Raw genomic sequence first — 21344 nt, 5'->3', positions numbered from 1 at the left:
ACGAGACCGTCCTCGCCGTCGCCCTCCCCGCTAGCCAGCCCAACCGGTATATCGCCGGCCAGCAACTTCTCCTTCGACAGGAGGCCTGAGTGAACCCCGTCCCCACCCGACCGCGGTAAACCAGCTTCCCCTTCTCATAGGTGCCGAGGATCAGCGAGGCCATGCTTCGGCCGGTGTCGTTTGGGCGGTAACCACAACGACGAATTCCTGTCGTTTGGTGCATTTGATCTTGAGCCAGCTGGTCGTGCGGTCGCCGATGTAACGGCTGTCGGCGCGCTTGGCGATAACGCCTTCGTGGCCACCCTCGCACATGGCGTCGAAGACTTGTCTGCCCCGGTCGACGATGTGGCCGGAAAACTGCAGGCTGTCGCCAGCGTCGCGGTCTCCAAGGAGTAACTCCAGCCTCTCCTTGCGATCGAGAAGCGGTCGGTTCGACAGGTCTTCGCCATTCATTTCCAACAGGTCGAAGGCGTAGACTTGAGCGGCATGCCCGCGGCAATTCCGGTTTTCAGCATGGAAAAATTGGTGCGGCCCTGGCTGTCGATCGCGACAATCTCGCCGTCGATCAGTGCAGAGCCTTTGGTTAGAGCCTGAAGCGGCGCCAGGATCACCTTGAACTGTCGTGTCCAGTCGTGGCCGTTGCGGGTGTAGACCACAACTTTAGAGCCGGAAATCGAGACTTGGGCACGATACCCGTCGAACTTCATTTCGAACAGCCAATTGCTGCCCACAGGTATGGCGTCTGTCAGGGTGCAGAGCTGGAACGGACGAAATGCTGGCAGCGAATATGTAGGGGTAGATTCTGAGTCCCGGCGCCGAGAGCGCTTTTTGCTGAGGGCGGCCTCTACGGCCGGCATGCGGAACTCGAATACATGGCTGGATTCAATACCCTGAATGGCATTCGGTTCCAAATCGGTGTTTCCAGATATTGAACCGGAAGAGTCCGGCTGCGTTGTTGGGTCTGGAATGGCAATCTTTTGGAGGATGAAATGCCCAATACTGGAACAACACGTGGACGCAACCAGGACCGCGCGAAGGTCGCTGGGGGGCAGGATCACGAAGTGAAATACGAGGCGGGTAAGACCGGAGCGAGCAAGGCCGACGTGAAGTCAGCCGTGAAATCGGTCGGGAACAGGCGCAAGAAGGTCGAGGATAAGCTAGGTAAGAACTGAACCACGGGGTCCGGCTAGATGCTCCGGGTTGCCACGTTCAATGTAAACGGCGTCAATGGTCGTCTGCCGGTCCTCATCGCGTGGCTAAAGGCCACGCGCTATGACGTCGTCTGCCTTCAAGAACTCAAAACCTCGGACGAGAAATTTCCGGCCGAGGCGATCGGCGATGCTGGCTATGGCGCGATCTGGCACGGCCAGAAATCCTACAACGGCGTCGCTATCCTGGCTCGCGGAGCTGACCCGATCGAGCGCCGACGCGGGCTTCCTGGCGACCCTGACGATAGCCATAGCCGCTATATCGAGGCGGAGATCAGCGGGCTCGTCGTCGGCTGTCTCTACCTGCCAAACGGAAATCCCGCCCCTGGTCCCAAGTTTGACTACAAGCTGCGCTGGTTCGACCGCCTGATTAGCTACGGCCAGGATCTGCTCAAAGCGGGAGCGCCGACCGTGCTGTGCGGCGACTACAATGTCGTTCCAACTCCGATTGATGCCGTGGTGCCGCGACGATGGATCGGCGATGCGGTTTACTTTCCCGAGAGTCGCCAAGCCTATGCCGCGATGCTCGAGGACGGCTGGATCGACGCGGTCAGGCGCATCCATCCGGAAAAGGGGGTCTATACGTATTGGAACCACTCCTATGGGGGCGGCTACGACAAGAGTTCTGGCCTGCGGATGGACCATCTGCTGGTCAGTCCCTCGTTGTCGCCCAAGCTTCGCGATGCCGGGGTGGATGTTGAGACGCGAGGGTGGGAGAAACCGAGCGATCATGCGCCGGCCTGGATCGCGCTTGAATAACCCGAGTTTGAGCGGCTGCAGTGGTTCCAGATTTCGCGCTTTGTCCGAAATTTGTAGCATTCTTCGGACGAAGCTCGCTTGCCATCGTCCGAAACTTGTCGCATATTTCGGACATGACAGCGGTCGAACACGACACCGATATTCGCTCTCGCGTGCTCGCGCGCATCCAGTCCAAGCCCGAGGAGGTCTGGACACCCGGCGACTTTGCCGATCTCGGCACCCGTTCCGCGGTGGACAAGACCCTGCAGCGACTGGCAGCGGCTCAAGAGCTTCGCCGGATTGACCGCGGTCTCTATGACCGCCCGCGGACCAATACTCTGACCGGCCGCGCCACCGTGCCGGACTATCGCGCCGTGATCCGGGCGGTGACACGCCGCGACAACGCGCGCACCGTCATCGATGGCATGACGGCCGCCAACGATCTTGGGCTTACGACGGCCGTACCCGCGCGGATCGAGGTACTGGTCGATGCGAGATTGAAGCCGATCAAACTCGGCAGCCAGGAAATCTATTTCAAGTATGCGGCGCCGAGCCGCCTTTATTGGGCGGATCGACCGGGAATGCGGGTCGTCCAAGCCCTGCATTGGATGCAGGATATGCTGACCCAAGACAGCGAGCGCAAGCGGATCGAGACTGCTTTGCGCCGCCTGCTTTCCGACCCCAAGCACGGCCAGGCGATCCGCGAGGATCTGCGCGCCGGTCTTTCAGCCGTCCCGATCTGGATGCAGGAGTTCCTCCGCCAACTCCTCAACACAACAGCTGGGCCGGAGGGCAAGCCATGACGACCGCCGCCTACCGTCAGATTATTGCCGCACCGCCGCGTGATCGGCTCGATCTATTCCTCGCCACGGCCAACCGCATCGGCGCGCCGGTCGGGAATGTCGAAAAGGACTTCTGGGTCTGCTGGACCCTCAACGCGCTTTATCACGAACGGCCGGCAGGAGAACCGCGGCTGCTCTTCAAGGGCGGCACGTCGCTGTCGAAGGGCTACGACCTCATCAAGCGCTTCTCCGAGGATATCGACGTCACCGTGTTCCGCGATGACCTCGAGGAGCCTGCGTCGGTCGAAGAGCTGGAGGCATTGTCGAACAAGAAGCGCCGCGCCAAACTGGACGCGATCCGAGATGCCTGTCGCGCCTATATCACCGGCCCGCTCAATGCGTTCCTCGCCGCCCAGTTGACAGAGGTCACCAAAGGGGCGGGGCGCGTGGAAATCGATGACGCCGATCCCGATCGGCAAACCCTGCTGCTTTGGTATCCCGAAGTGGAGCCGCGCGATGGCGCCTATGTCCGACCGGCGATACGTCTTGAATCCGGCGCAAAATCAGCGCTCGATCCCCATGGGCCTCTTACGATTACTCCCTATGTCGCCGAGGAAGCAGCCGGCGTTGACCTCGCCGTGCCGGACGTCACCACGATCGAGGCGACGCGGACCTTCTGGGATAAGGTGGTGATCGCTCATGGGCTGCGCCGCTGGTATGAGCGGCGTGGTGAACTACGGCAGGAAGGTCAGCGCGTCTCGCGGCATTACTACGATTTGCACTGCCTCATGCAGTCGGAAACCGGGAGAGCGGCGCTCGCCAACCTCGATCTTGGCGCCGATTGCGTGCGTCACGCGCGCATGTTTTTCGATCGGCCGGACTATGATCTTGCCTCGGCAGTGCCGGGGACCTTTGCGATCGAGCCCGCGACCAAGATGGTCGATGCGCTTGCGCGCGACTACGCCAACACGACTGCGATGATCTTCGGCACCCCGCCAAGCTTTGACGGCATCCTAGCCTCGGCCCGGCAGATCGAGCAGAGCATCAACGGCGGGTAATTGTTCGCAGCCGCGTCCGCCTTCTCTCCAATGCGCGAGCCATCTTTCTTGCGGCCCTCAAATCGTCGAGAGTCGGCTGCCACCAAACTGCTCCATCGATCTTCGTCTTGGATCGCGAGGGCCAGGTCTTGATGAGCTCATCGAGGTCGGCGGGACGCCATCGCCCCCAGACATAATTATGGTGGTCTGGAAGGTCGGAGTAGTGGGAACGAAGTATCTCGCCGTCGACGGAGTCACCATCGCATCCGACGAAGACGACGACACCAAAGCTTCGTGTCATTACGGGCCGGCCAAAAGGTGGAAGATCGGCGGGGTCGAGCGGATAGCGCCTGCGGCGGCGTTCTATAGCACGTGCACGTGACGCCAGGTCTTGCGGAGACCCGCGCCTCTGCGCCGCGCGCTGCTTTCGCGCTTCGGGCTCGTTGCGAATGGCGGCAGCCTCGATTTCCGCCCAGCGTCGATGCAGTTGTTCGTAGGAGCGAAAAGGCACTGTCCAAGCGCGCCTGTCGGGATCCCAGGACGCAAACGGCACGTCGCGCATCGTGTTTACCACCGAGCGAGAATATGGTGTTTGCACCTCCAGCCGATCCTGGTGCACGAGCAGGTACTTGGAAACGATAGGATCGAAGGCGTAGGCGTCGCGTCCCCTGCTGTCAGCATGCACGTTCGATCCGGCTAATTCTTGCTCCAGCCAACGATTGAAACGCCGAGCGGCGGTCTTTCCCGGGACAAACCAGGCCTTGAGTTCATCGCTCCAACGGGCCCGGGGAAAACTCTTCCGGAAGCGTTCGACGGTGATCCTGTCATAGGGGAACGAAGCCGATGCGCCCGTTGGGACATCGTCATTGGAACTCGACCCATCCGTTCTCTTCATGATCATGGCGCGCCGCACCTCACCGCATCTCTGCCAGGAGAACGCTTTACGAAGGCGCAAGTGCCCTTGGCGTCGATGTCGGCGAGAAGTCCCCATGTTGCAGGAGCCGAACGGGCCTTACCTTAGTTCGCGAGGGCTTGGTCGATAGCGCGATCGGCGATCCAGCGGCCAATGCAACGAGGTCTGCGCTTTTCTCAGAAGGCCGAGAGGCCGATCAAGCTGGATCTGCGCCAGCTTTCTTGATTCGACACCGGCCGCTCCTCGGCCGTTGAACGAACTGTCCGGTGTCAGGGCGAAACTGCCTGGAGCAGCCATCGCAAACAAGCTCAAAGTTGGCTGGATGATGATCGTTGCTGTCGCAAGATCTTAACGGTGAAGGCCTCCGCGATCTGCGGTGGAACGTCGCCACCCGCATCATCCCTCACAACCCAGCACAAGGAGTGGCTTGGCTGGCGTCAGATTCGATGCCGGAGCGCCTCCACGATCACCGCCATCGCAGGCGAGAGCTGCCGCCTGCTCGGGTAGTAGAGGTGATAGCCCGCAAATGGCTGACTCCAGTCGTCAAGCACCAGCCTGAGGCGTCCGCTGGCGATGTGGGGGCTTACGAGATTTTCCGGGACATAGGCGATCCCGCAACCGCGTATCGCAGCCTCGATCATGGGTATGGACGAATTGAAGGTAAGTTGTCCTTCTACCCGCACGCGAAGGTCGCGCCCATCCCTGGCGAATTCCCAGGCATACAATCCGCCGAAAGTCGCCTGTCGCATGTTTATGCAGTCATGATCGACCAGATCCTGGGGGGTGGTTGGCACCGGATGGTGGGCAAAGTACTCCTCCGAAGCCACGGCCACGAGCCTCCAATCCGGACCGATCCGCACCGCGATCATATCCCTGTCGATGCTCTCGCCCAGCCGCACGCCTGCGTCAAAGCGCTCCTCCACAATGTTCTTCATGCCGTTGTCGCTGTAGAGCTCGACGCGCACGTCGGGATAGTCGCCAAGCACGGGCTGCAGCTTCGGCCAGACAGTCGTCTGGAGCGCATGGTCGGATAGCATGATGCGGACCGTTCCGGAGGGTTTGTCGCGAAAGGCCACCAGGCTTGCAAGGTCGGCCTCGATTTCGTCGAAGCGCGGGCCAAGAGATTGGAAAAGCCGCTCGCCGGCCTCGGTCGGGGCAACGCTCCGCGTCGTGCGCGTCAGCAGGCGGACGCCAAGACGAGATTCCAGCTCCTTGATCGTCGAACCCAGAGTCGACTGCGAGGTTCCGAGCTTGGCCGCCGCCCTGGTAAAGCTGCGTTCCTGGGCGACCGCCACGAACCACAGAAGATCCTTCATGCCATCCCGCTGCATAGGTCACCTCCGACGGCATTTATATCACAAGCAGATAAGTCCATGCGAATTCCTCAGTCTAATAGAATGGGTTCCGCGTCGATATATTCCGGGCATGGCGACGGGGATCGCGGCTGATCCGCTCCCGGTCGCCTTGCAAGGATGCCAATTATGGAAACAACCTACGACACAAGGTCCCTCAAAGACCGCGCCGCATGGAGTGCGGTGCTTTCGATGGCGCTGTGCGTCTTCGTGCTTATCGCGTCGGAATTCATGCCGGTCAGCCTGCTCTCCCCGATCGCAGCCGATCTCAACATCACCGCAGGCCGCGCCGGACAGGCGATTTCGGTTTCGGGTGCTTTTGCCGTCGTGACCAGCCTCTTGGTCGCGGGCCTCACCCGGCGAATTGACCGCCGGCTGGTCGTCACCGGCTTTACGGTTCTCCTGATCGTATCCGGGCTCGCAGTGACCTTTGCGTCGAATTTTGCACTTCTCATGGTTGGCCGCGCGCTGCTCGGTGTCGCGATCGGCGGCTTCTGGTCGATGTCGACCGCGATCGTCATGCGCCTCGTGCCGCAAGGCATGGTTCCAAAGGGCCTCGCCATGCTGAACGCCGGCAATGCGATCGCGGCCACGATCGCCGCGCCGCTAGGCAGCTTTCTTGGCGCCTATATCGGCTGGCGCGGCGCTTTCTTTCTCGTCGTGCCGCTCGGTCTGCTGGCGCTGGTCTGGCAGTGGATCAGCCTTCCAGCGCTGCCCCCGCGCCAAAGGAAACGTCCAGGCAATCCGCTGGCGCTGCTGGGCCGTCTTCCAGTCGCCATCGGCATGGCGTCGATCATGATGCTGTTCATGGGCCAGTTCGCGCTTTTCACCTATCTGCGCCCCTTCCTCGAGAGCGTCACCCGGCTTGATATCGCCGCGCTTTCGGCGATCCTGCTGGCGATGGGGCTGGCGGGGGTCCTCGGTACCTGGTGCGTCGGCCGGCGTTTGCGGACGCGCCTGTTCGGCATTCTCATAGTCATCCCGCTGGTCATGGCCGCGCTAGCAGTTGCGCTCGTCGCCCTCGGCGCCTCGCCAGTTCCCACAGCGCTGCTGCTCGTTGCCTGGGGTTTCTTCGGCACGGCCGCGCCCGTTGGTTGGGGCACGTGGCTCAGCCGCACGTTGCCGGACGACGCGGAGGCTGGCGGCGGGCTGCAGGTCGCCGTCATCCAGCTCGCCATCACCGGGGGCGCCGCCATCGGCGGCACGCTCTTCGATACGGTCGGCTGGTGGGGAGCGTTCACTTTTGGCTCGGTGTTGCTCTGCGGATCGGCGCTCGCCGCCTTCGCCGCATCGCATATGGCCCGGAGATCCTCGCAGTGATCATCGAGCATGCGACGCTCAGCCGCCGGACATTGCTCGGCGCCGCGCTCGCGGTGACGGCCTTGCCGCGCGCAGCCGCCAGCCGAGAGAGCAAGGCCCCAGTCAGCCAGGAGCCCTGCGACATGAAGATAGGGATGACTTTTAACGGCCGCACCATGACCGCCACGCTCTACGACAATCCGTCGGAGCGCGACTTCTTCTCCATGCTGCCGCTGGACCTCAAGATCGAGGACTACGCGCATAACGAGAAGATTGCCTATCTGCCGCGCAAGCTAACGGAGGAGGGAAGCGGTCGTTCGCCAACGAGCAGCCCTATGACCTCTGCTATTTCATGCCCTGGGGCAACCTGGCGATGTTCTACGATGACTACCGCCACCCCGGGCTGATCAGGCTCGGCCGTTTCGACGAGGGCGAGCAGGCCCTGCATGTGCGCGGCGAGTTCTCGCTCCGCATCGAACGCATCTGAGGACACAAGGGAGATCAATGATGGACATTCTTCGCGCGGGCAGCAGGGCTTCCGGCAAGGGACCGGCTGACTGGTTCACCGGCACGGTGCGGATCGATCCGCTCTTCAACCCTTTCGACGCCGCGCGAGTCCAAGGCGCTCAGGTGACCTTCGAGCCCGGCGCGCGCACGGCTTGGCATACTCATCCGCTTGGCCAGACGCTGATCGTCGCCTCCGGCCGAGGCCGCGTGCAGCGCGAGGGAGGCCCGGTCGAGGAGATTAGGCCCGGTGACGTCGTCTGGTTCGCGCCGGGAGAGAAGCACTGGCATGGGGCGTCGCCCAAGACAGCGATGAGCCATATCGCGCTCCAGGAGGTTAAGGACGGTAAGGTCGTCGACTGGATGGAGCATGTGACGGACGCACAATACGGCGCCTGAGAAATCAAACCATCAACTTTGGAGAACTGCCATGATCAAGGACAAGGTCGTAATCATCACCGGAGCTTCATCGGGCATCGGTGAGGCAACCGCGAAGCTGCTCGCGAACAAAGGCGCCAAGGTCGTGCTTGGCGCGCGGCGCGCTGACAAGCTGAAGCGGATCGTCGACGAGATCGCGAACAACGGCGGTCAGGCGGCCTACAAGGAACTGGACGTGACAAAGCAGTCCGACAACGACGCTATCGTCGAGTTGGCCAGGAACGCGTTCGGCCGCGTCGACGTCATGTTCCTGAACGCTGGCCTCATGCCGATCTCGCCACTATCGGCACTGAAGACCGACGACTGGCACCAGATGGTCGACGTGAACGTCAAGGGCGTCCTGAACGGCGTCGCCGCGGTGCTGCCGGAGTTCCTAGCACGCAAATCCGGACACATCATCGCCACCTCTTCAGTCGCCGGGCTCAAGGCCTACCCGAACGGCGCGGTCTACGGAGGCACGAAATGGTTCGTGCGCGACTTCATGGAAGTGCTGCGCATGGAGTCCGCCATGGAAGGCACTAACATCCGCACCGCGACCATCTATCCGGCCGCGATCAACACGGAGCTGCTTGAAACGATCAGCGACGAAGGTACGGCCGCCGCGATGCAGAACACCTATGACAAATACGGAATCTCGCCGGACCGGATCGCTGACGTCGTTGCGTTCGCCATCGATGCACCGGAAGACACCACGATCAACGAGTTCACTGTCGGGCCCGCCAACCAACCCTGGTGATCCGAACTGAAGCCTCCGCCAACTAACGTCATCAGATTGCTTCGACGAATGACACACCTGCCGAAATCGTCAACACCATTGCGTTCGGTCGCGGTTACCCTGCTGCCAAGCATGGGGGCGGTGTTGGCCGGGTTTGTTGTCATCGGCGCAGCGTTGCCTGTTCTTCCACTGCACGTCAGCCACAATCTGGGATTCGGTAGTGTCGTTGTCGGCCTAGTTGCAGGAACGCAGTTCGCGGGATCCCTGGTCTCACGCGTGTGGTCGGGTTCCTTTGCGGACGGGAACGGAGGGAAACGAGCCGTTCTCGTGGGCCTGGTTACGGCAGCGGCTGCCGGGCTGCTCTATCTCCTGTCCGTTGCCGTCGCGCATTCGCCCGTTCTCTCCGTCTCGATTCTCGTCGTCGGACGCGCGGTGCTGGGCGGTGCCGAGAGCTTTATCATCACAGGTGGCGTGGCCTGGGGCCTGGCGCTCGTGGATGCCGGGCATTCGGGGAAAGTCATTGCATGGGTCGGCACTGCGATGTTCGCGGCATTGGCCTTCAGCGGACCATTGGGAACCATGTTGTTCACAGCCTACGGCTTTGCGGCGATAGGGCTGCTGACCACACTATTGCCGTTGCTCGTCCTGGGATCACTCATGCGAGCGCCGAACCCTCGGATACAGTTGCGGCAGAGAGAATCCGATTTGAGAGCGGTTTTTGACGCGGTATGGCTGCCAGGACTTGGTGCCGCACTCGCCAGCGTCGGCTACTGCTCAGTCCTTGCCTCAGCTCCCTTCTGTATGCCGACAATCATTGGCGACCGGTCTGGGTTGGATTACGGCGTTTGGAGCTGCGCTGATCGCAGCGCGTATGGTCTGCGGTCATTTGCCTGACAGATACGGCGGTGCAAAGATCGCCCTGCTGTTCGTGCTCGTGCAGTCAGCTGGGCTTCTGCTCATCGGGTTGGCACGAAGCAGTGTGCTTGCTTCCTTCGGAGCCGCGCTGGCGGGTCTAGGCTACTCCCTGGTCTACCCCGGGCTTGGCGTGGAGGCGGTTGGTGGCACATCTCCGGAAAACCGCGGCTTGGCGATGGGCATCTACACGGCCTTTCTGGACGTCGCGATGGCTCTAGGAAGCCCGGCGTTGGGATGGGCTGCCGATCGAGCAGGTTTGAGCGTTGTCTTCTTTATCAGCGCCGGTGTCACCTTTTGTACAACCGCCATTGCATTGCATTTAGCGTACAATGCCCGTGGAGGCCGACAGGCGCATGGCTACCCACGTCCGTTAAACCGGCCAAAGTAGCCATTCAATCGCAAGGTTGAAAATGACCGCGTGCGGCGCGACGGCGACCTCCCGAGCGGTCGCCTGCAACGTCGGCTTTCGGAATAGGCAAAGCTGGCCTCTAGGTCCGGCTTCAGGCGCAAAGCTGACGCCAAAGCCGGCGCTTGGAAATGTCGATTAGACTAGCTAAGGGGAAAATCGAACAGCACGGTATTTCCGCAGCGCATCAAGTAAGTCCAATCTCATCCGAGCTCATGGACCGCTACGCCCGGCACTACAGTCTTGGCGATCTCGCACAGGTGCTGGTGATGTGTCAGGTAGATTACCTGTCCTGCACTTGCCATCTCCCCAAACAACCTGAAAACCTCCTCCGACCGGACATGGTCGAAGGTCTCCATGATGTCGTCGGCGATGAATGGTACTGCGGGTCGAAACTGTGCGAACTCGTAATACCCGGCAAGCCTGAGCGCCAGGTAGAGCTGAAAACGTGCCCCTTTTGACAGCGCGTCGGCGACCTTGGATTGCCCGTCGCGCTGCAACGCGATGAGCACTTCCCCACCCTTCACGGGCTGGGTTGTCAGGCCAGAGTACTGGCCGCGCGTCATGAGAGCGAATGCGTCCGATGCGCGCTCCATCATCCCGGAGCGATGACGTTCACGGTAGACGCGCAAAGCATTGCCAGCCGACATTATTCCCAATTTCAGCTCGATATAGCGGACGGCCTTTTCCTCGATTTCCAGAAGGACGGTGCGCCGTTCGGCATCTATGCGGGCAACAGCACTGTCGCCGCCAATAGCGTCCAGCTTGTCGGTCGCGCGCGTCTGCCGAATGAGCTGGTGCTGTATTGCCTCGTCAGAAGCGCGAAGCCGTTGCTCGGCTTCCGCCTTCTCGATTGCGATACTGTCGAGATCGACACCATCCAATATCGAACGCGCCTGCTCGAACCCTTCCACCGCGAGCTCGGAAAAAACCTGCTCCTCAAGCTCGGCCACGGTTTTGCGCAGGCGATCCCTGTCGCGCAGCAGCTCATCGCGTTGCACGACGTCCGCTAGCGTGACCACGCCAAAGACGCTTAGGACCTCGTTCTTGCGGCGCTCATGTGCCGAAACCTCTGCATCGAGGATCTCACGCTGATCCTGCAGGCGCTGCAGGTCATTGACGAGGCTTGCTTTGGCCTCGCGCATGCGCTCGGCGCGCTCCAGGCGCTGGGCAAGGCGGATCGCCAGCTGTTCCGGTTCGTCGTCGTCCGCCTCGCCCGCATCGGCTGCAACGGCGGTAACCTCGACCAGAAAATTGTCCCTGTCGGCCACCATCTTTTCGATGCGCAGTTGCATGGCCTCCCGGTCCTGAAGGCTCTTGGACAGTTCAGCCAGTTGATCAAGGACGCCGCCCATGCCGGGCACCGAGATGCCTCTCTCTAGCCAGGTCCCCTTGAGCGCTTCGGCAATACCGGCCTGCCATTCATCCTCACGTCGCTCCGCGACTTCGACAGCGCGGCGCCTGGCGGCCAGATCCTCTTGCCTTGTTCCAACCGTCTTGAGCGCCTCGGTGCGCTCTGCGTCCACCTTGAACTGTCTCTCAAGAAACAGCTCTGCCACGGCCATGACCGTCTCTAGGCTGTCACCAACATCCGAACCGACGCCGACGCTCGCCAGCGCGCGGCTCAATTCCAGGCGTATTCGACCTTCCTCATCAACCGCCCGCTCGGCCTTCTTGCGCGAAAGCTCGATCTCCTCCCAGGCCGCGAGCGCATCGATGCGGGCAGCGATACGATCCTCGATCAGTTCGATCAGCTGTTCGGGGGATGTTTCCTGGCACGGCCCGAGCAGCTCTCTGGCGACTGTGCGTATTTCCAAGAGCACAGCCTCCCGATCTGAGCCATTCCGGGCAAGTTGATCACGCGCATGCGCGATAGTGGCCGCGGTTTCTACGAGGTTGCGGTTTGTGCTGCGAATTTCGACCAGTTCCCGAGCGTTGGCCAAACGGCCTGCGCCGACACTGTCGTCTCGGGCCAGTGTTGCCGCGAAATCATCCGCCGTTTCCCCAGTCAGGTCATGGCGATGCCTTGCCCAGGCGTCGTCGCGGGCACGCCGAATGACGTCGGCCGCATCATCGTCGGTGACATCGACAGAGGCACGAAGGGCTTCCAGCCGCGCCGAAAGCAAGTCGTGATTGCCCTGGTGCTCGGCAAGACGATCGGAAAGGACGCCCCTGCCCTTCCCGAGCTCTGCTGCCAGCGCCTTCCATGCGCCAAGCTGCGCAGCATTCGGAATGGCGACCCTGGCCAGTGCCTGAGAGTCGCCCGACCAGGGGTGCAAACGCGCGATCGCGGCCTGCCATCGAATTGCGCCTGCATCGGCGGCCTCGCGCGACTCCTTTGTCTCCCTCATGTAGCCGCTGGCCTTGGCCCTAGACAAAGCCGAAACCAGCCTTGCCCTGGCAGGCTCCGGCACGGCCCGTTCTTCGCCGACCCGGTCGCGTGCCGCCTGGAGCGCGTCAGCGGCTGCCGCGGCCTCCTCGCGCGCAACGCGCACGCTGGTAGCAATCCCGGATCGTTGCTCGACCATGGTGCGCACAGCGCTAATGGTTGCAGCAGGCAAGAGCAGTTTGGCAGGAACTGGCTCGGAGGACCTTCCAAGGGCGGCAAGACAGTTCGCCACGGAATTGTCGAGGATTTGCAGCTCCGTCCTGCGACTTGGCAGGTCCAGGCCGGCCGAGACGTGACGCACCTTGCGGTCGGCCAGGCCGCGAACCCGTTCGGAAATCGCAAGGATCACCACGTCCACGTCGACCGAGGCGATTTTCGATGTCACCCGTTCGAGCTCGTCCTGGTTCGCGGATAGCCGCGTTCTCAGGCTGGCGTCGGCCTCGATCATGTCGGCGACACTGCCGGTCCAGGTCCGTGCCGGTGAAGCGATCTCAGGCAAATCGGCCAGTTGGGCTTGCTTACGCCGGATATCGGCAAGAATCGGGATCGCCCGAAGATACTTCGCGATGGTCTCGAGCCGAGCCGACAGCACCGACCGTTCGGCGATGCTGCGGTCGTATTTTTCGGTCGCGTCGAGACGCTCGGCTTCAAGGCTCTCATAATTCGACGCCAAGGTGTCGACCGCGTCCTTACTGGCCTTCAGTTCCGCAAGCCGCTTCTTGAGCAGCGCAAGTTCGGTTCCGTGTGCCTGTTTGCGATAGAGCCTGTCCGCTTCGGCCTCGAGCACGCTCAATGTATCGCTTGCGTGCCCGAGGCCGGCGCTGGCCGTGAACAGCAGCTTGCCCAGGTCGCCGCGCGATTCCAGGATTGATTTTCCACCTGCTTCCAGCGTTTCGTCGTCCAACGAGAACATGGTCTCGTATGCGTCGCGAGACAGGCCAGCCAGATGTGCCGATATCGCCATTTCGCTGACCGGCTGGCCAGTCTCGTCCAACAATGAGTTGGTGCGCTGTTTCGTGCGTGTGAAGGTGTGCTCCGCGCCGCCGAGTTCGAGCACCCCGCCGATGCGCATCGCACTGTACTCGTGCAGGAAATTGTAGCGGCTGCGTTCCTCGATGCCGAACAACAGATCGAGATAGCCAGAAAGCGCGGTCGACTTGCCGGTTTCGTTCAGGCCGAAGACGATATGCAGATCGGGACCGGATTCCGGTTTCGGCCCGAAGTCGATCGTCCTGTCGGTGAACTTGCCGTAGCGGATGAGGTCAAGGCGGCGCAGCCTCATTGTGATCCACCGGCCTTGAGGCGGGCGGTGACCAGATTTGCGCCGTTGGCAAGCACCCGATCGAGGAACAACTCCAGCTCAGCCTCGTCCTTGCCGGCGAAATCGCGCCCGTCAGGCGGAAGATCCGCGACCATCTTCTGGACCAAGGCCCTCGCCTCAGCTCGGAACGCGTCCGAGCCGGCATCGGCGCGCATGGATTGAGCGAGCTCGAAAATCGGGTCGGCGGCTTCCTCGCAGGTCTGGGATGTGGATGGAGACACTTTGAGCTCGAGCTTCTCCACCCAAGTGTCTCCCGTCTGCTCCGCGGCCTGCTCGGCCTCTGCGAGCAGCAGGTCGCGATCACGGATCAAGGCCCAGGACAAAGGTGACGCACCGGTCAGGTCGAGACGAACCACGGCATGACGGGATTTGACAGAGGCGCGAACACGTTCGAGTGCGGAACGGACTCGTCCGACGACATCGGACCATTCCTCCATTTCGGTCAGGTCGACATTCACCCTTTCGAATTGCGCGATGCTGGTCAGCCTCTCCTCTATCTCTACGGTGCGGTCGTCTCGTATCGTCACCAGGGTGACGGATTTCTCCCCGGCCTCATTGATGTCCCTGCCCTGTGGAATTCCCGGCATCACCACCGTGCTCGCCCCGGGATGGACCTGGCGGACATGGATGTGCCCAAGCGCCCAGTAGTCGAAGCCATGGGCATGCAGGTCGGTGGCGTTGCAGGGGGCATAGACGTCGTGGCCGGGCGATCCGGCCAGGCTGGTATGCATAATGCCGACATTGATCGCGCCTTCACGCGGCACTGAATACTTGGGCAGCAGGCTGTCCGGCGCCTTGGGGCTGGCAAAGCTCAAGCCATGAAACATGACGTCGAGCCCGGCGGCTGTCTGCAGCACGGACTGGGGACGGCCACCGAATATCGTGACCGTCTCCGGGAACACCAGCTGCTTCGATATGCGCGATAGCGCGTCATGATTGCCACGGATCTTGAAGACCCTAATGCCGGCCTGGTGCAGCCGTGTCATCTGCGACGCCAGGAAGCGGGCGGTTTTCATCGACGTCTGATCGCCGTCGTAGAGATCGCCGGCAATGACCAGCGCATCGACACGTTCCGCAAGGCAGAGATCGACGATCGAGACAAACGCTTGGCGACTGGCGTCTCCGACGAGTTCGGCAAGGTCGCCGTTTCGTAGGGCCAGCGAGCGCAGCGGCGAGTCGAGATGAATGTCGGCGGTGTGAACGAATCGAAATGGCATGGGGAAGTCTCCGGTCACAATTATAGGAGTGTTCGACCGCGGCTCGACAGGAAAATCTCAAGATAGGGGTGTTGGCGTTCGGGTATAGGTCGCCCTTGAGCAAGGTTCTTGGCTGTGTGCCGGGGTGAGGCCATTTCGCGTTGACAGGGAGTTGCAAAACACCGCCCGAATGTCGAACATTCTCGGGATCGCGATTGATCCTTAGAACCCGGGAGCCTGTCTGGGGGCAATCTATCGGAGCGACTGCAGCGCCGGATGCCCAGATGCTACGGGTAATCTCGGCCGCAACGGAACTCGCCTGCGACCTCAAGCGAACAGATTGAATTATTGCACGAATTCAAGTCTGCCTCTGTATGCGACTTTCGAAGCACAAAAGGCGAACATGTAGTGGCGGCCCATGTGTTTTCGACGTCAACAGCAATGGCTCACTTCGGCTATCGGCCGTGAATGACCGAAGTGGGCCGGAAGCAGGTTGGCAGCTTCTGGGCACGCTGAGCAAATTCCGGACGTTCAACTCGATGACATGGGGCCTGGATTGGCCCAAAGCGGACAGAGGTCGGTTACGTCACATGCGGCCGCCGGACGGCGACCTGCACAGAATCAAGTCGGTCATGGATCTGGAACTCGGCCTGGTCGTCCGAGAGACTGCAGAGCGCCTGCAGAACCAGGACCTTGAACATCATCATCGCATCAGGGCGGCCGCCCTTGGCGCCATCGGAGTGCTCAGCCCCTTGGGCAAGGTTTCTGGAAACCCTCCCAACGACCAGTTCGGATCGGAAGGCACACCGGCATGGGTAGGGTGGGAGGCGCAAAAAACCCGCACTCCAGAGGGGGACTTTGGAAGCGGACTTTTTAGCGACCAAACACTCAAGGTGTTCGATGTGTCTATCAACACATCAGCAAGGCGTTTGTTCCTTCGAGGGCTGGTCAATCGATAACCTGCACGATCCTGCGGGTAATCCGGATCAACCAGAATCGCGTGATCTGCAACGACGACGTACTTGTATCTCACGTTGGGCACGTCGATCGCATGCAGGTTCGATGGTGTCGGGCAGAGCCGAACCGACATTGAGTTCGACGCCCGGCAGGCTGATCGACGCAAGATGCTGCTTGTGCAGTATTCGCGTAGGTCGGTCTGCTGTTTGGGAGCAACCACGATGACGTCCTCTGCGATGGCCGCACCAATACCGGCGACGAGGACAGACCGGCGGCGGCAGCGATAAGATAATTCTTCACTATGAGCTACTGCGATGGGCTTCGCCTTTGAAGGCTTCGCGGGCGACCGGGTTGGCTGGATCTCGTCGCGAAACCAAATGGCTAGCCGCGCCCCTGGCTGAGGACGCGGGCTGACTAAGTTGGGTGTCGGACCGAGGTCCCGACAGTGATCTTCGCGGTTTAGTACCAGCGCCCACGGCCATAGAAGCCGCCGCCGCCTAGCAGAATGACAATAAGAACAATGACCAGAATTGTCGTGATATCCATATTCGCCTCCTATGAGTGCTCCCGGCCATGTTCGCCGCTTGCCGCCCTTTTGATGATTTGTGTTCTTGTGCCTGCCGTCAGGTGAGCGGCTTAACGCAAGCCAAAAAAGCTGAGTGCCGCTAGTACGATAACTACAGCTCCGACTATCCAAATAATGCTGTTCAAAACGGCACCCTTTATCTTTAGTTGTCTATAAAGAAAAACTATCACTTTTGAAGAAAACGATTGTGCGCCGTTCTTGTTCCGCCGTGATGGATTTATAATTCGGCTGGAAGAGCGCAGGCATTTTAGTACATTGCGGGCCACGCCGTGTCGGGCCCGAAATCCTGCACCACCACACCGCCAGAATGGCTCGATCTACGCAATGTGCAGAATAACCCGCCACCTTGCGGTAGCGGGCTTGCCTGAGACGGCATCGGCTCATGCTTTATCAGTAGGGCGAATTGCACTGCTGACGAGGGCCGTAGTTGGGCTGGAACGTGTTGTCCGAAGCGCGATAGCTCCGGTACCGGTCGTAGCACCACTCCACATGGGCATCGCCTCGGTGAACACGGTTCTGGTTGTTGTTGATGATCGCGCTGCTGATCAGCGCGCCAGTGGCGAATGCCGCCAGGGGAAACCAGTAGTCGCCATGGCGGCGATAGCCGCGATGATAGTCACGATAGCCGCGATGGCCATTCCAAGTGGTGCCATCATTTTGCGAAAAATTTCGATTGCGGTGGACGCCCCGGTGCTTCATCCACGGCTTGTAGTCGACCGCCCGCACATCGGATGAAGCGGATGGCGCTTGGGGCAGGAATATCCCGGCGGCGGCGGCAGGCATGGCGGCGGCGGCGGCGAAAGACACTGACAATGTGGCCGCCAGCAAACCCGATACGATCTTTATCATTTCTTCTCCTTGAAGGGGTGGTTGACGTCCCTTATGACTTTAAAACGATTTAATCGCGTTGTGGTTCCGTCTGCGCTTCAAGGGAATGCGAACTTTATATGCTGTACATTCCGGCAAGCTGTCGCTTGGAATTATTTTTATGCGTGCCCAATACTCTGGGAGAAGCGAAATGACCGTTAATGGTGCGGCGGAGTTAAAACGGCTTTCACGACTTAAGAGTGCGACGACTATTGCTGCCAACACGACCCCGAACGTCACTTCGGGTACAGGACGACAAATTGCACTTGCGATGCGAGATTCTCGTCACTCGGTGCGAGCGCTGAGCCGCCGGCGCGACTGGCATCGGCTGTTCAGCTAAGAGAGGCCGGCTGGAGAAGCGGCAGCGGAGCGAAGCGGCAGCGAGTGGTTCCACGGCTGGCGGAACTGGCCCGAATGTCGTGCAAAGGCTACGCCGCCCGCGGTATGCGTGAGGTGAACGTCGCCCTGGTCACCGACACGCTGGTGCCGCCGGCGTCGCTGATGATCTCCACTTTGGCCTCGAGCTGCTTGACCAGCGCCTCGATAATGGCGGTTCCGAGGCCCCCGCTTGGCGCCTCGACGGCGGCTTTGCCGGCTCCATTGTCCGAGACCGTCAGCTTCCAGTCGCTGCCATCGGTCTCGTAGGTCACCTGGATCAACGCCTTCGCCTTCTCCAAAGGGAAGGCATATTTGATCGCGTTGAGGACAAGCTCGGTGACTATCAGGCCGAGACTCACCGCCTTCTGCGAGTCTATCCTGGCGCCCTGCGCCGTGACGTTGACCTTGATCGGCTGGGCATCCCCGACCATCGACGATGCCAGGCTGCTGCACAGTTTCGGCAAATAGGAGCCGACATCGATCTCGTCGATACCCGCCGAGGTATGGAGATGACGCTGCACTTCAGCCACCGACAGCACCCGCTGATGGGCATCCCTCAGGTGCTGGCGGCTCTCCTCCGAGGAGACCGAGCGCGCCTTCAGCAGCAGGATGCTGGCGATGATCTGCAGGCTGTTGGCAACCCGGTGCTCCATCTCGCGCAGCAGCACATCCTTTTGACGCAGCAGGTCCTCGGTGCGGCCGAAAAGCTCTTCCTTCTCCCGCTCGATGACGCGGCGCGCCGTTATGTCGTTGAAGGCGAGCAGGATGGTGACGGCCGAACTGTGGTCGTAGAGCACCTTGCGCGCGTTGAGCAGCATCGTGCGCTGGCCGATATTGGGGAAATCACACTCGACCTCGAAGCCGTCCATCGCGGTCTTCTCAGGGATGATGGTCTCCAGGAGCAGGCGCAGTGCCGGGATGTCCCATTGGCCGTCGCCGAGCGCATAGAGCAGGGCGCCGTTTGTCTCTTCGGGGTCGACCTTGAAAGTCTGATAGAAGGAGCGGCTGGCCGCCAGCACATGAAACTGCTCATCGAGCACGAGGAAGGGCTCGGCAATCGTGTTGACGATCGCCTGCGCCAGCGTCTGCGCGTCTTCGATATTGGCGATAGGATGGAACAAGGCTTGTGGCCGATCTGGAGGCGCTCTGCCTCCGCTCGGAAACATCGCTATACTATTGCCGGACCTATGTCGCGAAATGAATCGAGCTGACGCATCACCACAAATTGCCCGTCCGGCTTTCCTGTTGGGGCTGGCAAGCGCGTCGTCGGGCTGCCCATGCGCGAAGATGCAACAGTTGCACGCCAGCTAAATATCCTTGATCATGGCAGTGGCAGTGTGGAGGCATCAAGTGGCGGCCAATCGTCGAACCGGCACGCAGCCGTCGGAACCCGGGCTAGCTGGCATACTTTCCGCTGCTAACGTCCACCCGCGCATGGCATTGCCCACCGTCGCTACCATCGTGACGGCGGTGGCTGCGCTATATTTCGGGCGCGAGGTTTTTCTGCCGATCGCCATCGCGCTGCTGCTGACCTTCGCGCTCGCCCCTGTGGTTTCCGTCCTGAAGCGAGCCGGCATTCCCCGCCTTCCCGCCGTCATCGTCAGTGTGCTCGGTGCATTCGCGGCACTTGCCTTGTTCTCCTTTGTTGTCGCCACGCAGGTCAGCGAACTGGCGCAGAATATTTCGCTCTATCAGGCAAACATCCTGACCAAGGTCAGGTCCCTCAAGGAAACCGGCGTCGGCGGAGGGATCGTTGCCAGACTGAGCGGGGTGATCGAGCGCGTCGGCCAGGAGATTGACAGGCAGGAGCCGTCACAGGCCGCCGCGGACAAGCCACGGCGCGAGCCGGTGCCAGTGGAGGTCGTCGCGCGCGAAAAGCCGCTCCAGGTTCTGCAGAATCTGGTCGGCCCGCTGATCAGTCCGCTGGCGTCGGCAGGGTTGATCGTCATCGTCGTCATCTTCATGTTGCTGGAGCGCGAGGACCTGCGCGATCGTTTCATCCGGCTTGTCGGCTATGGCGATCTTCACCGAACCACCGAGGCGCTCCAGGAGGCCGGCAAGCGGGTCGGCCGGTATCTGCTTATGCAGATGGTCGTGAACATCGTCTACGCCATACCGATCACGGTCGGACTGTGGGTTCTGGGCATACCCAATGCACTGCTATGGGGATTGCTGGCGCTGGCACTGCGCTTTGTTCCCTATATCGGCCCGGTCATTGGCGCGCTGCTGCCGTTGTTCCTGGCGCTGGCCGTCGCGCCTGGCTGGTCGCTGGTGCTGTGGACTGCGGGGCTCTTCGTAGCGATGGAGATGATCACAGGCAACGTCATCGAGCCCTGGCTCTACGGCTCGCGGACTGGGCTCTCGCCATTGGCCATCATTGTCGCGGCGATCTTCTGGACCTGGCTCTGGGGGCCATTGGGTCTGGTTTTGTCGACGCCGCTCACGGTCTGCCTCGTCGTACTCGGCAGGCACGTGCCGCAGTTCGAATTCCTCGACGTGCTGTTTGGCAATGAGCCGGTGCTCGAGCCTCATGCCCGGCTCTACCAGCGGCTGCTGGCCAGCGATCCTGAGGAAGCCACCGACCATGCCGAGGAAATTCTGGAGGAAAAATATCTGGTCGAATTCTACGACAAGGTCGCCATTCCGGCGCTTCTGCTCGGCGAGCAGGACCGCATCCGTGGCGTAATGGGCGACCAGCAGCGGCGGCAAGTGGCGGCCAGCGCCCAGATGCTCGTGGCCAATCTCGCCGACAGCGCCCAGGAGGAGGCGGCTGAGGACGATGAGCCGGCCGCGACCGGGGATGCCGGCGCGGATGCGGCAAAAGAGGCGGAGGGAGAGGGTGAGACCGATCCCCAACTGCCCGATGGCACCGACATGTCGGTTCTTTGTGCCGGCGGGCGTGGCGAACTCGACGATGCCGCCGCCGCCATGCTGGCGCAGGTGCTCGAAGTCCAGAGCGCCACTGTGTCGAGGGCGAGCTTCGCCGATATGGAACCGGCGAGCATTCGTCGCCTCGAACTCGACGCTGTCGACACCGTCGTGGTCGGCTTCCTGAACCGGGATTCCGTCAAGCACGCCCGCTTTCTGGTTCGCCGATTGAAGCGCGCCAAGGTCGCTCTGCGGGTGGGCATCATATTCTGGTCGGAGGCCGGCAACGACGACAAGGAGGCGGCCGCCAAGCTGGCCAATGACATCAATGCAGACTTCGTGGCGCATAGCATGGTCGACGCAGTGCGTGGCGCCCTGTCCAGGGGGCCGCCGGTCGCGCTCAAGCTCGCAGCCAAGCGTCGCTTGGGCCGGCGCCCGCCCGTCGCGAAGAAAGCGCCGCTTGCGGTTGCAAGCT

General features: G+C 61.3%; 19 protein-coding genes and 3 pseudogenes. 11 read left to right on the top strand and 11 right to left on the bottom strand.

The genetic code is table 11. The features are described 5' to 3' along the window. From EN949_RS37260 to EN949_RS37125, 3 genes are all read right to left on the bottom strand, one after another. A partial coding sequence (locus tag EN949_RS37260; protein WP_348630608.1) for a hypothetical protein occupies positions 1-163 on the bottom strand: 163 nt, incomplete at its 3' end. Beyond that, a complete protein-coding gene (locus tag EN949_RS37130) occupies positions 151-453 on the bottom strand; it encodes a hypothetical protein (RefSeq protein ID WP_064992511.1) in 303 nt (100 codons plus the stop codon). The genes EN949_RS37260 and EN949_RS37130, both read right to left, overlap by 13 nt. After that, complete coding sequence (locus EN949_RS37125; protein ID WP_164754000.1) at positions 450-911, bottom strand: hypothetical protein; 462 nt, start codon at positions 909-911, stop codon at positions 450-452. The genes EN949_RS37130 and EN949_RS37125 overlap by 4 nt, the downstream gene beginning before the upstream one ends. Positions 912-989: 78 nt before the next feature. On the opposite strand from EN949_RS37125, the gene EN949_RS18940 reads away from it, so the two are divergent. From EN949_RS18940 to EN949_RS18925, 4 genes are all read left to right on the top strand, one after another. Continuing rightward, positions 990-1172: a DUF3606 domain-containing protein gene (locus tag EN949_RS18940; RefSeq protein ID WP_127367837.1), complete on the top strand. Its 183-nt coding sequence runs from the start codon at positions 990-992 to the stop codon at positions 1170-1172. Positions 1173-1190: 18 nt separating this feature from the next. Continuing rightward, on the top strand, positions 1191-1967 hold the full coding sequence (gene xth / locus EN949_RS18935) for an exodeoxyribonuclease III (RefSeq protein WP_064992509.1): 777 nt from the start codon (positions 1191-1193) through the stop codon (positions 1965-1967). Between the two features lie 113 nt (positions 1968-2080). Then, complete coding sequence (locus EN949_RS18930) at positions 2081-2749, top strand: DUF6088 family protein (protein WP_064992982.1); 669 nt, start codon at positions 2081-2083, stop codon at positions 2747-2749. Continuing rightward, complete coding sequence (locus EN949_RS18925; protein ID WP_127371275.1) at positions 2746-3786, top strand: nucleotidyl transferase AbiEii/AbiGii toxin family protein; 1041 nt, start codon at positions 2746-2748, stop codon at positions 3784-3786. The genes EN949_RS18930 and EN949_RS18925 overlap by 4 nt, the downstream gene beginning before the upstream one ends. Here the strand turns inward: EN949_RS18925 and EN949_RS18920 are convergent. Beyond that, positions 3773-4666 carry a hypothetical protein gene (locus EN949_RS18920; RefSeq protein ID WP_348629619.1) on the bottom strand — a complete coding sequence of 298 codons (894 nt, stop codon included), beginning with the start codon at positions 4664-4666 and terminating at the stop codon, positions 3773-3775. The genes EN949_RS18925 and EN949_RS18920 overlap by 14 nt on opposite strands. A gap of 449 nt (positions 4667-5115) precedes the next feature. Continuing rightward, on the bottom strand, positions 5116-6009 hold the full coding sequence (locus tag EN949_RS18915) for a LysR family transcriptional regulator (RefSeq protein WP_127371274.1): 894 nt from the start codon (positions 6007-6009) through the stop codon (positions 5116-5118). Between the two features lie 150 nt (positions 6010-6159). On the opposite strand from EN949_RS18915, the gene EN949_RS18910 reads away from it, so the two are divergent. The 6 genes and pseudogenes from EN949_RS18910 to EN949_RS36585 all read left to right on the top strand — a co-directional run bounded on the left by EN949_RS18910 (position 6160) and on the right by EN949_RS36585 (position 10289). Continuing rightward, positions 6160-7350, top strand: coding sequence for an MFS transporter (locus tag EN949_RS18910; protein ID WP_064992506.1), 1191 nt, complete (start codon positions 6160-6162; stop codon positions 7348-7350). Positions 7351-7403: 53 nt separating this feature from the next. After that, a pseudogene (locus EN949_RS18905) lies at positions 7404-7816 on the top strand (cyclophilin-like fold protein). A gap of 20 nt (positions 7817-7836) precedes the next feature. Then, positions 7837-8232 (top strand): cupin domain-containing protein, encoded by a 396-nt coding sequence (locus tag EN949_RS18900; protein ID WP_064992981.1) that lies wholly within the window; start codon positions 7837-7839, stop codon positions 8230-8232. Positions 8233-8263: 31 nt separating this feature from the next. Next, positions 8264-9007 carry an SDR family oxidoreductase gene (locus EN949_RS18895; RefSeq protein ID WP_127371751.1) on the top strand — a complete coding sequence of 248 codons (744 nt, stop codon included), beginning with the start codon at positions 8264-8266 and terminating at the stop codon, positions 9005-9007. A 48-nt stretch (positions 9008-9055) separates the two neighbouring features. Next, positions 9056-9880 (top strand): MFS transporter, encoded by an 825-nt coding sequence (locus EN949_RS18890; RefSeq protein ID WP_245462103.1) that lies wholly within the window; start codon positions 9056-9058, stop codon positions 9878-9880. Continuing rightward, complete coding sequence (locus EN949_RS36585; RefSeq protein ID WP_348629898.1) at positions 9858-10289, top strand: MFS transporter; 432 nt, start codon at positions 9858-9860, stop codon at positions 10287-10289. Before EN949_RS18890 ends, EN949_RS36585 begins: the two co-directional genes overlap by 23 nt. 221 nt (positions 10290-10510) lie before the next feature. Here the strand turns inward: EN949_RS36585 and EN949_RS18885 are convergent, their stop codons facing one another. The 6 genes and pseudogenes from EN949_RS18885 to EN949_RS18855 form a co-directional block, all read right to left on the bottom strand. Further along, positions 10511-13978, bottom strand: coding sequence for an AAA family ATPase (locus tag EN949_RS18885; RefSeq protein WP_127367259.1), 3468 nt, complete (start codon positions 13976-13978; stop codon positions 10511-10513). Next, positions 13975-15234, bottom strand: coding sequence for a DNA repair exonuclease (locus tag EN949_RS18880; protein ID WP_127371174.1), 1260 nt, complete (start codon positions 15232-15234; stop codon positions 13975-13977). The genes EN949_RS18885 and EN949_RS18880 overlap by 4 nt, the downstream gene beginning before the upstream one ends. Positions 15235-15836: 602 nt before the next feature. After that, positions 15837-15941 (bottom strand): annotated as a pseudogene (locus EN949_RS18875) (transposase); the annotation flags it as partial. A gap of 220 nt (positions 15942-16161) precedes the next feature. Then, positions 16162-16470, bottom strand: a pseudogene (locus tag EN949_RS36580) (DUF1236 domain-containing protein). A gap of 676 nt (positions 16471-17146) precedes the next feature. Further along, positions 17147-17605 (bottom strand): BA14K family protein, encoded by a 459-nt coding sequence (locus EN949_RS18860; protein ID WP_127366958.1) that lies wholly within the window; start codon positions 17603-17605, stop codon positions 17147-17149. Positions 17606-18051: 446 nt separating this feature from the next. Continuing rightward, positions 18052-19122 (bottom strand): histidine kinase dimerization/phosphoacceptor domain -containing protein, encoded by a 1071-nt coding sequence (locus EN949_RS18855; protein ID WP_127366959.1) that lies wholly within the window; start codon positions 19120-19122, stop codon positions 18052-18054. Positions 19123-19351: 229 nt separating this feature from the next. On the opposite strand from EN949_RS18855, the gene EN949_RS18850 reads away from it, so the two are divergent. Then, positions 19352-21344 (top strand): AI-2E family transporter (locus EN949_RS18850; protein ID WP_164753945.1); only part of this gene is annotated, 1993 nt, incomplete at its 3' end.

Origin of the sequence: Mesorhizobium sp. M7A.F.Ca.US.007.01.2.1 (assembly GCF_003998165.1) — a bacterium.
Lineage (GTDB): Bacteria > Pseudomonadota > Alphaproteobacteria > Rhizobiales > Rhizobiaceae > Mesorhizobium > Mesorhizobium ciceri.
This window is presented reverse-complemented; position numbering and strand designations above follow the sequence as displayed.

Bases quoted from the DNA above. Each gene is read 5' to 3' on its own strand.
- EN949_RS18940 (WP_127367837.1), top strand. From the start codon at position 990: ATGCCCAATACTGGAACAACACGTGGACGCAACCAGGACCGCGCGAAG.
- EN949_RS18920 (WP_348629619.1), bottom strand. From the start codon at position 4,666: ATGATCATGAAGAGAACGGATGGGTCGAGTTCCAATGACGATGTCCCA.
- EN949_RS18860 (WP_127366958.1), bottom strand. From the start codon at position 17,605: ATGATAAAGATCGTATCGGGTTTGCTGGCGGCCACATTGTCAGTGTCT.
- EN949_RS18915 (WP_127371274.1), bottom strand. From the start codon at position 6,009: ATGCAGCGGGATGGCATGAAGGATCTTCTGTGGTTCGTGGCGGTCGCC.
- EN949_RS18925 (WP_127371275.1), top strand. From the start codon at position 2,746: ATGACGACCGCCGCCTACCGTCAGATTATTGCCGCACCGCCGCGTGAT.
- EN949_RS37130 (WP_064992511.1), bottom strand. From the start codon at position 453: ATGAATGGCGAAGACCTGTCGAACCGACCGCTTCTCGATCGCAAGGAG.
- EN949_RS18910 (WP_064992506.1), top strand. From the start codon at position 6,160: ATGGAAACAACCTACGACACAAGGTCCCTCAAAGACCGCGCCGCATGG.
- EN949_RS18900 (WP_064992981.1), top strand. From the start codon at position 7,837: ATGGACATTCTTCGCGCGGGCAGCAGGGCTTCCGGCAAGGGACCGGCT.
- EN949_RS36585 (WP_348629898.1), top strand. From the start codon at position 9,858: ATGGTCTGCGGTCATTTGCCTGACAGATACGGCGGTGCAAAGATCGCC.
- EN949_RS18885 (WP_127367259.1), bottom strand. From the start codon at position 13,978: ATGAGGCTGCGCCGCCTTGACCTCATCCGCTACGGCAAGTTCACCGAC.
- EN949_RS18930 (WP_064992982.1), top strand. From the start codon at position 2,081: ATGACAGCGGTCGAACACGACACCGATATTCGCTCTCGCGTGCTCGCG.
- EN949_RS18880 (WP_127371174.1), bottom strand. From the start codon at position 15,234: ATGCCATTTCGATTCGTTCACACCGCCGACATTCATCTCGACTCGCCG.
- EN949_RS18890 (WP_245462103.1), top strand. From the start codon at position 9,056: ATGACACACCTGCCGAAATCGTCAACACCATTGCGTTCGGTCGCGGTT.
- EN949_RS18895 (WP_127371751.1), top strand. From the start codon at position 8,264: ATGATCAAGGACAAGGTCGTAATCATCACCGGAGCTTCATCGGGCATC.
- xth (WP_064992509.1), top strand. From the start codon at position 1,191: ATGCTCCGGGTTGCCACGTTCAATGTAAACGGCGTCAATGGTCGTCTG.